Below are 14,654 nucleotides of genomic sequence, written 5' to 3'. Positions count from 1 at the left end.
GCCATGGCACGCAAATCCTCCATCCGACGTCTGCCGGACGAGGTGCGAGCCTATATCGAGGCCCGCATCGCGCAAGGCGCCTGCACGCTCGATGAACTGATCGCGGACCTGCGCGAGCGGTTTCCGGCGCAGGACGCCGCTGGCGAACTGCCCAGCCGGTCAGCGGTACACAGGTATGGGCAGCAGCTGGAGCGGCGCCTGTCTGCGATCCGGGCGAGCACGGAAGCGGCGCGCCTCATTCGCGCGCAGGCTGGAGACCGGGAGGACGCGCGCAGCGAGGCGTTGACGGCCATGATCCAGTCGGAACTGTTCGAGTCCATCATGGCCCTGCAGGAGGCGACCGACGAGGACGTGAAACCGGATGAACGGATAGGCCTGCTCAGTGCGGCCGCGAAGAACATCGCGACGCTGACCAGGTCGAGCGTGACGCTAAAGAAATTCCAGGTGGAGGCCGAGGAACGCGCGCGCCGCGAGCTGCTCGCCCAGCAGGAGATGAACCTGCAGCAGGTCGCCAAGGCGCGCGGCATGGATGCCGAACAGGTCGATTTCTGGCGCCGTGAATTCCTGGGGATCCACGCACCATGAGCATCCGGCATTCCCTGATGGTCCCCGGCCGCGGCGTTGCCTCGTTGGACGGTGACTCCTGATGGTCGCCGTCATCCAGCCTCTGGCCTCGACTCTGCGCGTCCTGGAATGGGACGATCTGCCGGCGAGCGTCCGCGCGATTTCGGACAACTTCAATCCGCTGGCCGACGGCATCCTGATGCTGCACCAGCGCCAGGTTGCCGCCCTACGGGCGTCGATCATCGCCATTCCGAAAGGCAGGCGAACGGGCATCACGTTCGGCACGATGCTGAACAAGACCTTGGTGGCCGCAGCGCGCAAGTCCGCCGGCGGCGACAACGTCTTTTACATCGGCGACACGAAAGAAAAGGGCCTCGAAGCGATTGGCTATTGCGCCAAGTTCGCGCGGGTAATCGCTCGCGCCCAAGGCGAGGGCGTGTCGGGCGTCGAAGAGTTCCTGTTCGAAGACCAGGACGAGAACGGACGCACCAAGCACATCACGGCCTATCGCATTCGATTCTCCAGCGGGTTCCAGGTCTGCGCCTTGTCCAGCCGGCCGGCCAACATCCGGGGCCTGCAGGGCCACGTCGTGATCGACGAAGCGGCGTTTCACCCCGACGTGCAGGGCGTGCTCGACGCGGCCACCGCGCTGCTGATCTGGGGCGGGCAGATCACCATCATCAGCTCACACAATGGCAAACACAATCCGTTCGCGCAGCTTTGCCGCGACATCGAGGCCGGCCGCTATGGTGCCGACGCCGTGGTAGTGACGGTGACGTTCGACGACGCCGTGGCCAACGGCCTGTACGAACGCGTGTGCTTCATGAAAGGCACCACGCCCACCGATGCCGGCAAAAAGGAGTGGTACACGAAGATTCGGAGCGCGTACGGCGTGCGCCGCGCAGCCATGCGCGAGGAGCTCGACGCCATCCCGCGCGATGGCAATGGCGTCTGCCTGCCCGGCGTGTGGATCGAAAAGGCCATGGCCGAGGAGCGGCCGGTGCTGCGTCTCGCCCTGGACGACGATTTCGTCAGGAGGGGCGAGGACGAGCGCAAGTCCATCGTGGCGGACTGGATCACCCGCCATGTAGATCCGGCGCTGCGGATGGTGAACCCGCGGCTGCAGACGGTCTTCGCGCAGGACTTTGCACGGCATCGCGATTTCTCGGTGTTCGGCGTCGGCCAGGTCGAGGGAAATCTACGGCGGCGCGTCCCCTTCATCATCGAGATGCACAACGTTCCCGCGCGCCAGCAAGAACAGATCATCTGGTACGTCATCGACCGGCTACCGCGCCAATGCGGTGGTGCGATGGATGCCACCGGCTCGGGCGAGACGCTGGCCGAGTACACGGCCGACCGATATGGCCATGGCCAGGTGCACCAGATCAAGCTCAATCGCACCTGGTACGGCACCTGGATGCCGCGGCTGATCCAGGCATTCGAGGACGGAACCATCGATCTACCGCGCGACGACAACGTGTCGGCGGACCTGCGCTCGATAGAGGACGTCGAGGGCATTCCCATGGTCGTGAAGCTGCGCCGGAAGGATTTGAAGGATCCGGAGTTGAGCCGCCACGGCGATGCCGCAGTGATGCTGGCGCTTCTCTGGTACGCCTCGCTGAACATGGCCGCGCCCATCGAATACACCCCGGTTCCCAGGCAAACCAGCAGGTGGGACGCCCTGCCGGATGACGGTGAAGAGGACGGCACCTGGACCGGCGGCGGGGCATGGCGGCAAGCGCTTAGGATTTCCGGCCCGCTGAGGCGTTATCTGGGGGTGGCGGCTACGCTGACCCTGGCTCGCGCCAAGATCGCCGTTGTGAACGTTTATAAACGCGTCCCTGCCCCATTTAGGCCGGCAAGGATCGCTGCAAGCTGGGTCTGAGCCCGGCGCGAGAGACTTATGGCCCAGATCGTTGACCAGTTCGGCAACCCCATCACCCGCGAGCAGCTGCAGGAATCACAGACCGCGCGGCTCGGCCACCTGTTGACAGAGTGGGAGAACCATCCGACACGCGGGCTCACCCCCGCCCGGCTGGCGCAAATCCTGCAGAATGCCGAGCGCGGTGACATCACGGCGCAGCACGAGATGTTCGCCGACATGGAGGAAAAGGACGGCCACCTGTTCAGCGTGATGCAGACCCGCCGGCTGACGGTCAGCCAGCTCGAATGGTCCGTCAGCCCGCCCGAGGGCGCCACGGCCGCGGAAAAATCCGAGGCTGCGTTCGTCACCGAGGTGCTGCAGGATCTGGAGATGGAGGACATCCTGTTCGACATGACGGATGCCGTCGGTCACGGATTCTCGGCGTTGGAGGTGACCTGGGGTTCCATCGAACGCCAGCGCGTGCCGGTGCTGGTCGAACATCGGCCCCAGGGGTGGTTCCGCACGCCCACTTCGCCCGGCCTGAACCGCAACGAGCTGCGCCTGCGCGACAACAGCGTCGATGGCCAGGCGCTGTGGCCGTTCGGCTGGATCATGCACACGCACCGATCTCGCAGCGGCTACATCGCCCGCGCCGGCCTGTTCCGCGTCACGGCCTGGCCGTGGCTGTTCCGCAATTTCGCCATCCGCGACCTGGCCGAGTTCCTGGAAATCTACGGACTGCCGATGCGCCTCGGCACGTACAACCCGAACAATCACGACGACAAGGCCCGCGCCACCTTGCTGCGCGCGGTCATCGGTATCGGCCATGATGCGGCGGCCGTGGTGCCGGAGGGCATGAAAATCGACTTCATGCAGGCCGCCCAGGGGGACTCCACGCCATTCGACGCGATGATCGGGCTGATGGAGCGCACGATGAGCAAGGCCGTGCTGGGCGGCACACTCACCAGCGGCGAGGGCGAGCACGGCACGCAGGCGCTGGGCGACGTCCACAACGAACTGCGCCACGACCTGGCCAAGTCGGATGCGAGGCAGCTGGGCACCACGATCACACGCCAGCTCATCTATCCCATCCTCGCCGTCAATCGAGGCCGCATGACGCTGCGGCGCTGCCCGCGCCTGGTGCTGGACACGCAGGAGCCGGAAGACCTGAAGCTGCTCGCCGACTCGCTGCCGAAACTGGTCAGCATGGGCATGCAGATCAAAACGGAGTGGGCACACGGCAAGCTCAAGATTCCCAGGGCCGAGGACGGCGACGACGTGCTGCGAGCCGTCGCTCCCACAGATCCCGCCGGCCCCGGTGACGATTCCGCCAGGCTACCAAGCCGCGCCCGTCTGGGCCGGTTGAAGGCGGACGCGGCCGGCGCAGAGAATCCGGCCTCGGCTGCGCTCGAGGGCCTGACCGACGCCATGCTCGACGAATGGCAGGCCCGGCCCGACCCGATCCAGCAGGCTGTGCAGGAGGCGCTGGACAGCAGTGCTTCCCTGGAGGATTTCCGAGCGGCGGTCGAGGCACGCCTGGCCGCGCTAGATCCAGGCGCAATGGCCGAGCTGCTTAGCCGCGGCACGCTGGTCGCGCGGCTCTGGGGCAACCTGACCAACGGCGGAAAATCCTGATCCATGGCCGGCATCGAGCTCGAGCCGCTGCCGCCCCAGGAGGCCGTCGACTTCTTTCGCCAGAAGGGCTACCGCCTGGCGTTCTCCTGGCAGGATATGCCGGCCCAGGAGCACGCCGCCGCGTTCACGGTGGCGAAGGCCATGCAGATGGACGTGCTCCAGGACATCCGCGGCGCTGTGGACCGCGCGATCGCCGACGGCACGACCTGGCAGGATTTCCGCCGCGCGCTCGGCCCGGCCCTGCAGGACAAGGGCTGGTGGGGCAAGCGCGAAATGGTCGACCCGGTGACCGGCGAGACGGTGACGGCGCAGTTGGGCAGCGATGCCCGGTTGCGCCGGATCTTCGACACCAACTTGGCCACGGCCTACGGCGAAGGCCAGTGGGAGCGTATCCAGCGCAACGTCACGCTGTTTCCGTACCTGCAATACCTGCGCAGTTCCAGCGAACACCCACGCCTCTCGCACGCGGCATGGGCCGGAAAGATATTCCGCGCCGATGACCCGTGGTGGCAGGCGCATATGCCAGCGAAGGAGTGGGGCTGCAAATGCGGCGTGCTGCAGCTCACCCAGCGCCAGGTCGACCAGATGGGACTGACAGTGGAGCAGCCACCGCCGGAGCGGTATGTGGCTTACACGAACAGCCGCACGGGGGAAACGGTCGACGTGCCTCAGGGGGTGCATCCGGCGTTCCACTATCCGCCGGGCCTGCGCCGGGCGAACCTGGCTCGGTCCATGATGGACAAGGCCGATGCGGCGGCGGCGACGACCGCCGCGCGCGTGCTGACCGACGGCGCCGATCTGTGGGCGCCGCTGGTGCAAGCCGAGTTTCATGAGTTCGTCGGACGATACGCCGCGCCGCAGCGCGAGCGACGAGAGCTCGGCCAGCGGCGCGTGGTGGGCGCCTTTGCGCCTGGCGTCGTGAGTAAGCTGCAGGCCGCGGGCAAATTATCGGCCCCGGACTCGCGCGCCACCATTCATGTGCTGATGTCCAAGCTGCGCCACCTGATCGGCGAAGGCCGCACCGCCGAACGTCAGGCCAAGGGCGCCGGCGTCGAATTTGTCAGCGAGCTGCCGGCGGACTTGCGCCGGATCGGCGAGGCCTGGCTGGACGGCAACCGTGTGGTATTGCTGTGCACGTCGCCAACGAGTTCCACGCAGGTGGTGAAAATCGTCGTGGATCTCGACGTACAGGCGCGCGGCGCCAGCGCGGGCAATGTGGTGGTGTCGATGGAGATGATTGACCCGGAGTCGTTTACCCGGCGGGGCTTGGTCAATCTGATGTAGAGACGTTGCGGTGAGACGGCACCCCTGTCAACGCAGGGCACTCTCACATGCCATCCGGCCGTGGCCGTGTTGGATCAGACGCCGATTTCCCTGAACCTCGCAACGTAGAATGATCATACCGCTGCGGCCTGCACGCGGTAAAGCCATTTAATAGAGCAATTGCGGGCAGGGCAGCAGACTGGCGCCCATGCCCAAGTCTCGCTCCCGTAGCCCCGTCCTGACCACCTTCGCCGTGCAACTCAAGCGCGATGGCGAGGACGTGCGCGAACTGCACCTGTTGCCCGACGGCGATTTCAAGCCGGCCGCGATCGAAGATGCGCGCCAGATGCCGAAATCCGGCGTGTACCGGCTCAATGCCGCCGCCGCCGCTCGGGTTATCGCCCACGCACGCGCCAGCAGCAACGCGCTGCCCATCGACTACGAACACCAGACACAGCAGGCCGCTGTCAACGGCCAGCCCGCGCCGGCAGCCGGATGGATCGAAGGCGCCAATCTCGTTTACCGGCCTGGCGAGGGGCTATTCGCCCGCGACGTGCAGTGGACCCCGCGCGCCAAGAAGTACCTGGACGAGGATGAATACCGGTATCAGTCGGCGACGTTCATGCACGACCCCGAGACCGGCGAGGTGCTCGGCCTGGTCGGAGCAGCCCTGACCAACCGCCCGGCGCTCGACGGGCTGACCAGCGCCCGGCTGGCTGCGCTCAGCGCGCAGCTGGCGGGCCAATTTCCCACTACCGAGGACACCATGAACCCTCTGCTCAAAGCCCTTCTCGATGGCCTCGGCCTGCCCGAGACCGCAACCCTCGAACAGGGCGTGTCGGCGTTGGCCACGCTCAAGACCCAGGCGGCGCAGGCCGGCGGCCTGAGCGCCGAACTGGCTACGCTCAAGGCGGCCGCGCCGGATCCGGCCAAGTACGTGCCCATCGACACCGTTACCCAGCTCAACCAGGAGCTGGCAACGCTACGCGCTCAAGAGCTGCAGCGCGAGATCGACGCGGTAATCGATCTGGCCAAGGACGAGGGCCGCATCGCGTCCGAAGCCTACGAAACCACCCTGCGCGAAGTGGGCAAGTCCAGCCTGGCGCAGCTCAAGGCCCTTGTCCAGGCCGCTCCCGCCAATCCCGCGCTCGCGGGCCGGCGCCAGACCGACACCATCAAGCGCGATGGCGGCGGCGGCCAGGGCGAGCTCACGCAGGCCGAACTCGCCGTATGCGCGGCCACCGGCATCAGCCCGGACGACTTCAAGAAGCAGAAGGCCGCGCTGGCCACCGGCTGACCCCACCGGCTGAACCATTTCCCCCGATAGGAGCCCCCCCATGACTGCACTGACTTCCGACCGCAGCACGCCGTACCGCCAGGGCGAGCAGGTTTCCGATCCGCTGGCCGCTGGCGCCGTGATCTACGCGGGCGGTATGTACGCCCTGGACGGCGACGGCAACGCCGTGCGGGCAACGGCTGCCGGCAATGCTGTGCGTGCGGTCGCCCAGGTTCGCGCGGTACAGGCCGATGGCGACGAGCGCGTGGACGGCTCGCGCGGCGTCTGGCGGTTCGGCAATGCGGCCGGCGCGGCCGAGTTGACGCGCGCCGACATCGGATCCGTGGCCTATGTCGTGGACGATCAGACCGTCGGCAAGACCGGCACGGCCGTGGCCGGCCTGGTGTTCGACATCGAGGGCGACGAAGTCTGGATCGACATTGGCGCGGCCAGCGTGGTGGTGAACGCCAGCGCCGGCGCCGCAGCCTGACCTGCCCGTCCGAAACCCTTTCTACATTCGGAGCATCCGACATGATCATCAACCGTGCCAACCTGACGACGCTGCGCGTGGCGTTCAATGCGGCATTCCAGGCCGGCCTGGACCAGGCCGAAAGCCAGTACCTGCAGATCGCCACCGAGGTGCCCAGCACCACGGGCAGCGAGGAATATGGCTGGCTGGGCCAGCTCCCCAACATGCGCGAGTGGATCGGCGATCGCGTGGTCCATGGACTGCAGGAACACGACTACACGATCAAGAACAAGCCGTTCGAGCTGACCATCGGTGTGCCCCGCACCGCGATCGATGATGACCAGTACGGCATCTACAGCCCCATGTTCACCGAGATGGGCCGCAGCGTCGCCGCGCACCCGGATCAACTGGTGTTCGGTCTGCTGGCGGCCGGCCGCACCGCCCTGTGCTACGACAAGCAACCGTTCTTCAGCGCCAGCCACCCCGTACTGGACGAAAAGGGCAAGAAGGCCACGCAATCGAACATCGACGACGGCCCCGGCGGCAACGGTACCTGGTACGTGCTCGATACCACGCGTGCACTCAAGCCGCTGATTTTCCAGAACCGCAAGAAACCCGTGTTCGTGGCCAAGGACAACGAGACCGACGACAACGTGTTCGATCGCGCGGAATTCAAGTACGGCACGGACCGGCGCGGCAATGCCGGTTTCGGCTTCTGGCAGCTGGCCCAGTCCAGCACCAAGGAGCTGAACGCCGACAACCTCTGGAACGCCATCGAAACGCTCGAGTCGCGCACCGGTGACCACGGGCGCAAGCTGAACCTGAAGGCGACGCTGCTGGTCGTGCCGGGCAACCTGCAGCGCAAGGCGACCACGCTGCTGACGAGCGATCTGATCAGCGATGGCACCACCACCATCAGCAACGGCTTGAAGGACCGCCTGAAGCTGATGATCAGCAACTGGCTGTAAATCGAATCCTCCCCGCGAGGCCGTGATCCCTATCCGCTGCGCCTGGCGGTTGGGGGGAGCCTGCCAGGCGCTACACCGCCAACCTCATGCCGGGGCTGGATAACGGGAAGTGGTTGGTATAGCCCCGGCACCTGCGACCTTTTCCATGACCTACGCAACCCCCACCGAGCTGCTCGTGCGCTTCGATCCCGATGAGATCGCGCAGCGCGCCGATCGCCAGATGCCGCGTCTCGTCACCGACGAGATGCTGCGTACGGCCGCGGCCGACGGTGACCTGAGCGGATTCACGGACGCCGAGCGCGCCGCGATCGCGCGGGCCATGGAAAAGATCGGCCGCGCGCTGGACGACGCGCGCAACACCATCGACGGCTACCTCACCGGCCGGTACAAACTGCCGCTCGCGCCCGTGCCCCAGGTGCTCACGCGCATCGCCTGCGAGCTGGCCCGGTTCTATCTGTACGACGACCAGCTCACCGACCCGGTCAAGATGCGCTACGAGGCCAACATCAAGTTCCTGCGCGACGTGGCCGCGGGCGTGCTGCAGCTGGGCGTGGACGCCGACTCGGGCGCCGCGCCGGCCGGCGGCGCTGAGGCGCTGCTGTTCACGTCAGGCAGAGTGTGGGACCGCAGGAAATCCGGAGGATTTCTCTGATGGTCCAGGCCACGATCCGGCACGACGGCCAGCGCGCGCTGGATGCCGCGCTGACGCGCCTGGGCGCGCTGGGCCGTTCTCCCCGACCGATGTTCCAGGCGTTCGCCAACTATGGCGAGAATTCCACGCGGCTGCGCTTCGAGCGGCAGGCCGGCCCGGATGGCGCGGCATGGAAGCCCAGCCGCCGCGCCGCGAAGACGGGCGGCAAGACGCTGATCCTGTCGCGCCGCCTGCTGCGGAGCATCACCAGCGTCTACGGCGGCGATTTCGCGGCTTGGGGCAGCAATGTCGTTTATGCCCCCATTCACCAGTTGGGCGGCGTCATCGAGCGTGCTCCGCATTCGGTGCGGGTGCGGCTGCGTACGGACGCCCGTGGAAGCTTGCTGCGCCAGGCTGGCGCGAAAAAACTGGCGGTGTTCGCCCGTGACAGGCACACGCGCGCCCGAGAAAGCTGGCACGAGGTTCAGGCTTACAAGATCCGCATGCCCGCGCGCCCGTTCCTGGGCGTGAACCGCGAGGATCTCTGGGCCATGGGCCGTCTCTCGGTGCAGGTCATCCAGGCGGCAGCAGGAGGCGGTGGTGCTCGGTAGACACGAACTGGCGATCATCGCAGCCCTGAAGGCGCGCCCCGGCATTCAGAAGACCACGCGCACTGTGGGCAGCCTGCCGGCCGTGCCGGACGATCAGCGGATGCTGCAGCGCTATCTGGTCGACGCGCCTGCGCTGTATGTGACCGAGGGCGCCTATCGCATCGCGGACGACATGGGTGTGCTGTCGTTCACGGTGGGAATTGTCGTGCGAAACGTGGCCGGCAACGCCCAAGCGCGGCTCGGAGACGGTGTGACGACCGGTGCCGACCAGCTGCTGACCCTGGTGCTCCGGGCGCTGCACGGGCGGCGCATTGGCGAGGCCAGCTGGACGGTACGCCGGGCCGAGTATCTGGAGCCTGCCGATGTATTCGAGGCTGCCGGATTGACGGTGTTGGGCGTCTCCGTTGAAAGCTCGCCCATGGCGCTGCCGGACGATCCTGAGGAACTCGACAGCCTTGGCGACCTGCGCCACGTCCACCTCGACATGGACATCGCCCCGCACGCGGTCAGCGGCGAGTACGGGAAATGGCTTGCCGAACCGCCCGATTACAGCGACGACCAGCCGGACCTGCAGGCGGACATTCCGCTCGCGGGCGCCGGCGCCAACGAACCCTGAACAGGAGCCACCATGGCCGATCCCGTCATTCTGAAACCCGCCGTCGTCGACGGCGTGCCGCTGCGGGTCCGCAAGCCCCAGGGCGGCTATCTCAACCCCAGCGGCGAGCCTGTCATGCTGACCACGTACTGGCGTCGCCGCCGGCTCGATGGCGACGTCGTGGCCGTCACCGAAACCGCTGCCGGCAAGGCCGCCTCGGCCAAGACCGGCAAGGCCATCACCTCGTAAGGAGCGAGCCGCCATGCCGGACAACATCATTTTCAACACGATCCCGACCGACATCCGCACGCCGGGCCAGTTTCTCGAGATCGACAACAGCAAGGCGTTGCGCGGCCTGCCGTCGCTGGACCGTCGAATCCTGGTGATGGGCAACATGCTCGCCACCGGCACGGCCTCGGCCGAGACGCTGTACCGCATCAACAGCGGCGATGAAGGCGCTGCCCTGTTCGGCAGGGGCAGCGTTCTGCACGAGATGCTGCGCCTGGTGCGGGCAGCGAACAAGACCAGCGACGTCTGGGCACTGGGGCTCGAGGACCTGGCCGCTGGCGTGGCCGCGACCAAGGTCATCACGGTCAGCGGCCCGGCTACGGCGGCTGGCACGATCGCGCTGTACATCAACGGCCAGAAGCTGTCGATCGGCGTTGCCGCGGGCGACACCCCCTCGACGGTCGCCACGGCGATCGCCGCCGTCGTCGGCGCCTATGCCAACGGCCCGGTCACCGCCGCCGCGGTTGACGACGTGGTGACGCTGACGGCACGCCACAAAGGCGCATTCACGCAGGGCATCGCCGTTTTGACGAACTTCTACGACGACGAGGTGCTGCCCGCCGGCATCACGGTGGCGATCGCCGATGGCGTGACGGGCGCCGGCAATCCGGACGCGGCCGACGCGCTGGCAGCGATCTCCGACGAGTCGTTCTACACCATCATCTCGCCGTGGAGCGACGCGGCGAACATGGCGCTGGTCGAGGCGGAGCTGGGCAGCCGGTTCGGCGGCATGGATATGCGTACCGGGCACGTGTTCGTCGGCGTGGCCGGCACGCACGGAACGCTCACCACCTATGGGTCCGCGCGCAACAACGCGCACAGCACGTTCATCGGTGTGAAGGGGGCGCCCCAGGCGCCCTACCTGTGGGGCGCGGTGCTGGGCGCTGTAGCCGAGTTCAACGGCGCCATCGACCCGGCCCGGCCGTTGCAGACGCTCGTCCTGCCGGGCCTGCTGGCTCCGCGGCCGGCAGACCGGTTCCGGCGCGAAGAGCGCGACCTGCTGCTGCGCGACGGCTGCAGCACGTTCACCGTGGCCCAGGACGGCACTGTGCTCATCGAGCGCGTGGTCACCACCTACCAGACCAACGCCTGGGGGATCGAGGACGTCTCGTACCTGGATCTCGAGTCCGTATGGACCGCGGACTACATGCGCTATGCGTTCCGCGTGGCGGTGGCCACGGACTACCCGCGCCACAAGTTGGCCGACGACGGAACCGACTTCGACCCCGCGCAGCCGATCGCAACGCCGTCGATGATCAAAGGCACGTTGGTTGCCACGGGCAAGAAGCTGGAAAAGGCAGGCCTGCTGGAGGGATTCGAAGAGTTCAAGACCGCGCTGGTCGTTCAGCGCAGCATGGTCGACCGCAACCGCGTCAACGCCGTCATCCCGCCTGACCTCGTCAACCAGTTCCGCATTTTCGCGGGCAGCATCCAGTTCATTCTGTAAGGAGGCCAGACCATGCCCCAAGTAACCGGCCGGGTATACATCAGCGTGGGCGGGCGCCGCCTGCGCAGCAAACCGGGCGCCACGCTGGACATCGGCGGCGTCTCGCGTACCGCGGTCACCAGCGACAGCGGCGTCGACGGCTACACCGAAGCCACCACTGCGCCGGTGGTGAACTGCACCATCAGCCACACGGCGGATATCAGCCTGGCCGAGCTGGGTGCGATCACGGACGAGACGCTGCGATTCCAGACCGACACGGGCGTGGGATTCACCATCCGCAGCGCCTGGTGCGCGTCGCCGCCCGTGCTCGGGGCCGGCGGCGAAGTGACGCTCGTGTTCAACGGCGTCGAGTGCATCGAAGGCTGACGCCTGTCTGCAAATTTCTTTCAAGGACCAATATGGCTACCCCCCTGACCGTCATCAAGAAACTGCCCAAGCCATGGAAGCTGGGCGGCAAGGATGTCACCGAGATCGAGGTCCGCGAGCCACTGCTGGGCGACTCGCTCGAGGCCGAGAAAGAGGCCAGCCCGTCGCTGCAGCCGACCGCGTTCCAGGTAGCCCTGGCCTGCCAGGTGCTGGTGCGCGCCGGCGATGACACCGGGCCGTTCGCGCCGGCGCAGTTCAAGTCGCTGAACGGCAAGCAGTGGGCCGTGATCCGCGAGGCGATGAACGAGGCCGAAAAGCTGGGGGAAGCCTAACGCGCGGCCGCGAGGGCGCGCTCCTGCAGATCATGATCTTGGCCGCCCGGCTCGGCTGGAGCCGGGCCGAGATTCTGGCGCTGCCGCAGTCGGAGGCAGAGTTCTACGTTGAGCAACTAATCAAGAAGAAGCCGGGCCAATGAGCGAATTCACCGTCGGCGTCCGAGTCACGGGCGATGCGGCCGGCCTGGCCAAGGCGGCCCAGGAAGCCAAGAAGTCCTTGGACAGCCTGGCCGGCGTGGGCACAAAGGATCTCTCCGCCATCAACAAGGCGGCCAAAGCGACCGAGACGTCCCTGGTCACCATGTCCACGCGCTCCCGCAGCGAGTTCACGCGCATGGCGCAGGCCCGGGAATCGCTGGGCATCCGTTCCGAGCAGCGTGTTCAGCGGGAAATCCTGCGCACCCAGGCCGCCTACCAACGCTTGACCTCCAGCGGCACGCTGACCTGGCGCGAGCAGCGCCGCGCGGCCGAACAGATGCGCGAAACCATCGGCAGGCTCAATGCCGAGATGGGCGTTTACAGCACGCGGCAGCGGGCCGTGGCGGGTATGCAGCGCGCCGGTATGGTCGTGGCGGGGCTCGCCGCGGGCGCGGCGGTCGTGGCGCCGAAGGTCGGTCGGGCTTTCGCATACGATGAGCAGCTCGCAGGCATGGCCAATACGGCCTATGGCGATCCTTCGTTGTCGGCCGACGAGGATCGGGCGCGGCGCTTTGCAGGACGGCAGGAGATGGACCAAGCTATCCGCCAGGCCATCCGGTACGGCGGCGGCACTCGAGAGGACGCGGCGGCCACGCTGAATTCGCTGCTATCTTCTGGGCGCTTTGAGGCGCGCGATTCTCTGACGATCTTTCGGGAGGCTGTGCGTGCCGCCACTGCCAACCAGGCAGCTGGCGACGACTTCGCGCAAATCGCATTTGCCGCGAACGCGAGCATGGGCATCAAGCCCGAGGACATGGCGAAGGCATTTGGTGCCGCCACCTACGCCGGGCAAAGTGGCGCTTTCGAGATCCGGGATATGGCGAAGGCATTGCCGGGCCAGTTCGCGGCGGCGTCGAACGTTGGCCTGTCCGGCCTGGAGGGCTTCGCGAAGCTGGCAGCGCTGAACCAGGCATCGCGGCTCACCGCGGGGACGTCGGACGAAGCCGCGACGAACACCCAGAACCTCCTGGGAAAGATGGGCGCGCAGGACACCCGGGCCAATTTTGCCAAGCTGGGCATCAACTACGACAAACGGTTGGCCGAAGGCCGCATGCAAGGTCAGGATGCGTTGGACGTTACGGCGAGCATCATCGAGGAACAGCTGGCCAAGAATAAAAACTATCAGGCGGCGCTCAAGGCGTACCGTAGCGCGGAAACTGGCAGCGATCGACAAGAGGCACTGGGATCGGTCATGAAGATCGCCCAGGGCGGCGTCATCTCGAAGCTGTTTCCGGATCAACAAGCCATGAAGGCCCTCGTTGGGTTTCTGGCCGACCGAGAGAACGTCGGCAAGGTGGCCACGGATTCTCTCGTGTATGGGGCGGATGCGGTAAGTCGCAATATGTGGACGGTCGAGGATTCGCCCAGTTTTCGACTCAACCAGGCTAAGCAGGCGGCAGAGTTCGCCAACTACGACGCCATGATCAAGCTGGGGCCGGCGGTCTCGTCCGTAGCGGATACGTTCACCGACCTGGCCGGAAAGTACCCCGAGCTGGCAGCCGCGATCAGCGGCGCGACGACCGCGCTGCAGGGCCTGGCCGTGACGGCGGGCGTGATCGGCCTGGGCGGGGCGGTACTCGGCGGCAAGGGTGTCGGCGCTGGCGCCGGCAAGATGCTGCGTGGAGGCTGGAGCGCCGGCGCGCAGGGCGTCCGCGCTGCCGGCAGCGCCGCAGTTGGGGCCGCTGAGGTTACCGCGGCAGGCGCCACTGCGCTGGGTGCCACCGGCTTGGCCGCGGGCGGGCTGCTGGTGGGCGCCCCTGTGCTCGGCGCGTATGCCTACGACCGGATGACCAATACCGAGGGCGGCCTGCGCCAGCGCATCGCCGACCGCGAGGCGCGGCTGGCGGAGTTCGACCAGCTGATTGCCGCCAAGCGCGATGCGGGCGACACGCCCGAGTCCATTAACCGTGTGCAGGCCGAGCGCGATGCCATGGCGGCCTCGCGCGACGACATGACGCATCGTCTGCAGGAGCTGCTGGCCAATACCCGCATCGGCGGCGAAATCACGGTCAACGTGACGGCAGCGCCGGGCGTGCAGGCGCACACCGAGCTCAAACCCAATGACGGCACGAGCATGACCGGCGCGGTCGGCCGCACCAACGTGGATACGGACTGAATATGGGGTGGCGTGAAGAACTGCGGCG

The 14,654-nt window shown here is 66.9% G+C and carries 15 protein-coding genes; all 15 read left to right on the top strand.

The genetic code is table 11. The annotated features are described in order from the left end of the window. Positions 1-3: 3 nt before the first annotated feature. The 15 genes from A6745_RS26050 (at position 4) to A6745_RS25980 (ending at position 14,626) form a co-directional block, all read left to right on the top strand. On the top strand, positions 4-585 hold the full coding sequence (locus A6745_RS26050; RefSeq protein ID WP_066134006.1) for a DUF3486 family protein: 582 nt from the start codon (positions 4-6) through the stop codon (positions 583-585). Positions 586-646: 61 nt separating this feature from the next. After that, positions 647-2,449 carry a hypothetical protein gene (locus A6745_RS26045; RefSeq protein WP_197488239.1) on the top strand — a complete coding sequence of 601 codons (1,803 nt, stop codon included), beginning with the start codon at positions 647-649 and terminating at the stop codon, positions 2,447-2,449. Positions 2,450-2,467: 18 nt separating this feature from the next. Beyond that, positions 2,468-4,063: a DUF935 domain-containing protein gene (locus A6745_RS26040; RefSeq protein WP_066134002.1), complete on the top strand. Its 1,596-nt coding sequence runs from the start codon at positions 2,468-2,470 to the stop codon at positions 4,061-4,063. A 3-nt stretch (positions 4,064-4,066) separates the two neighbouring features. Further along, complete coding sequence (locus A6745_RS26035) at positions 4,067-5,347, top strand: phage head morphogenesis protein (RefSeq protein ID WP_066133999.1); 1,281 nt, start codon at positions 4,067-4,069, stop codon at positions 5,345-5,347. 187 nt (positions 5,348-5,534) lie between these two features. Then, entirely contained in the window at positions 5,535-6,623 is a 1,089-nt protein-coding gene (locus tag A6745_RS26030; protein ID WP_082853301.1) for a phage protease, read from the top strand. 40 nt (positions 6,624-6,663) lie between these two features. Further along, complete coding sequence (locus A6745_RS26025) at positions 6,664-7,092, top strand: hypothetical protein (RefSeq protein WP_066133998.1); 429 nt, start codon at positions 6,664-6,666, stop codon at positions 7,090-7,092. A gap of 41 nt (positions 7,093-7,133) precedes the next feature. Then, on the top strand, positions 7,134-8,039 hold the full coding sequence (locus A6745_RS26020) for a Mu-like prophage major head subunit gpT family protein (RefSeq protein ID WP_066133996.1): 906 nt from the start codon (positions 7,134-7,136) through the stop codon (positions 8,037-8,039). Between the two features lie 145 nt (positions 8,040-8,184). Further along, positions 8,185-8,691 (top strand): gp436 family protein, encoded by a 507-nt coding sequence (locus A6745_RS26015; RefSeq protein WP_066133994.1) that lies wholly within the window; start codon positions 8,185-8,187, stop codon positions 8,689-8,691. Beyond that, the gene (locus A6745_RS26010) at positions 8,691-9,281 is read left to right on the top strand and encodes a phage virion morphogenesis protein (RefSeq protein ID WP_066133991.1); all 591 of its coding nucleotides are present in this window, start codon (positions 8,691-8,693) and stop codon (positions 9,279-9,281) included. The genes A6745_RS26015 and A6745_RS26010 overlap by 1 nt, the downstream gene beginning before the upstream one ends. Beyond that, positions 9,271-9,897: a phage protein Gp37 gene (locus A6745_RS26005; protein ID WP_066133988.1), complete on the top strand. Its 627-nt coding sequence runs from the start codon at positions 9,271-9,273 to the stop codon at positions 9,895-9,897. Before A6745_RS26010 ends, A6745_RS26005 begins: the two co-directional genes overlap by 11 nt. Positions 9,898-9,909: 12 nt before the next feature. After that, positions 9,910-10,125 carry a DUF2635 domain-containing protein gene (locus A6745_RS26000; protein WP_066133985.1) on the top strand — a complete coding sequence of 72 codons (216 nt, stop codon included), beginning with the start codon at positions 9,910-9,912 and terminating at the stop codon, positions 10,123-10,125. 13 nt (positions 10,126-10,138) lie between these two features. Further along, the gene (locus A6745_RS25995; RefSeq protein WP_066133982.1) at positions 10,139-11,611 is read left to right on the top strand and encodes a phage tail sheath subtilisin-like domain-containing protein; all 1,473 of its coding nucleotides are present in this window, start codon (positions 10,139-10,141) and stop codon (positions 11,609-11,611) included. 12 nt (positions 11,612-11,623) lie between these two features. After that, positions 11,624-11,977: a phage tail tube protein gene (locus A6745_RS25990; protein WP_066133980.1), complete on the top strand. Its 354-nt coding sequence runs from the start codon at positions 11,624-11,626 to the stop codon at positions 11,975-11,977. A 32-nt stretch (positions 11,978-12,009) separates the two neighbouring features. Then, complete coding sequence (locus A6745_RS25985) at positions 12,010-12,309, top strand: phage tail assembly protein (protein WP_066133976.1); 300 nt, start codon at positions 12,010-12,012, stop codon at positions 12,307-12,309. A 139-nt stretch (positions 12,310-12,448) separates the two neighbouring features. Then, on the top strand, positions 12,449-14,626 hold the full coding sequence (locus A6745_RS25980; protein ID WP_066133971.1) for a phage tail tape measure protein: 2,178 nt from the start codon (positions 12,449-12,451) through the stop codon (positions 14,624-14,626). Positions 14,627-14,654 lie beyond the last annotated feature (28 nt).

This window comes from Bordetella ansorpii (assembly GCF_900078705.1).
Lineage (GTDB): Bacteria > Pseudomonadota > Gammaproteobacteria > Burkholderiales > Burkholderiaceae_B > Bordetella > Bordetella ansorpii_A.
Note: the sequence above shows the minus strand (reverse complement) of the source record. Positions and strands in the feature narration are given on the sequence as shown.

Excerpts from the sequence above, each read along its gene's own strand:
- A6745_RS26050 (WP_066134006.1), top strand. The coding sequence starts at position 4 with ATGGCACGCAAATCCTCCATCCGACGTCTGCCGGACGAGGTGCGAGCC.
- A6745_RS26045 (WP_197488239.1), top strand. The coding sequence starts at position 647 with ATGGTCGCCGTCATCCAGCCTCTGGCCTCGACTCTGCGCGTCCTGGAA.
- A6745_RS26040 (WP_066134002.1), top strand. The coding sequence starts at position 2,468 with ATGGCCCAGATCGTTGACCAGTTCGGCAACCCCATCACCCGCGAGCAG.
- A6745_RS26035 (WP_066133999.1), top strand. The coding sequence starts at position 4,067 with ATGGCCGGCATCGAGCTCGAGCCGCTGCCGCCCCAGGAGGCCGTCGAC.
- A6745_RS26030 (WP_082853301.1), top strand. The coding sequence starts at position 5,535 with ATGCCCAAGTCTCGCTCCCGTAGCCCCGTCCTGACCACCTTCGCCGTG.
- A6745_RS26025 (WP_066133998.1), top strand. The coding sequence starts at position 6,664 with ATGACTGCACTGACTTCCGACCGCAGCACGCCGTACCGCCAGGGCGAG.
- A6745_RS26020 (WP_066133996.1), top strand. The coding sequence starts at position 7,134 with ATGATCATCAACCGTGCCAACCTGACGACGCTGCGCGTGGCGTTCAAT.
- A6745_RS26015 (WP_066133994.1), top strand. The coding sequence starts at position 8,185 with ATGACCTACGCAACCCCCACCGAGCTGCTCGTGCGCTTCGATCCCGAT.
- A6745_RS26010 (WP_066133991.1), top strand. The coding sequence starts at position 8,691 with ATGGTCCAGGCCACGATCCGGCACGACGGCCAGCGCGCGCTGGATGCC.
- A6745_RS26000 (WP_066133985.1), top strand. The coding sequence starts at position 9,910 with ATGGCCGATCCCGTCATTCTGAAACCCGCCGTCGTCGACGGCGTGCCG.
- A6745_RS25995 (WP_066133982.1), top strand. The coding sequence starts at position 10,139 with ATGCCGGACAACATCATTTTCAACACGATCCCGACCGACATCCGCACG.
- A6745_RS25990 (WP_066133980.1), top strand. The coding sequence starts at position 11,624 with ATGCCCCAAGTAACCGGCCGGGTATACATCAGCGTGGGCGGGCGCCGC.
- A6745_RS25985 (WP_066133976.1), top strand. The coding sequence starts at position 12,010 with ATGGCTACCCCCCTGACCGTCATCAAGAAACTGCCCAAGCCATGGAAG.
- A6745_RS25980 (WP_066133971.1), top strand. The coding sequence starts at position 12,449 with ATGAGCGAATTCACCGTCGGCGTCCGAGTCACGGGCGATGCGGCCGGC.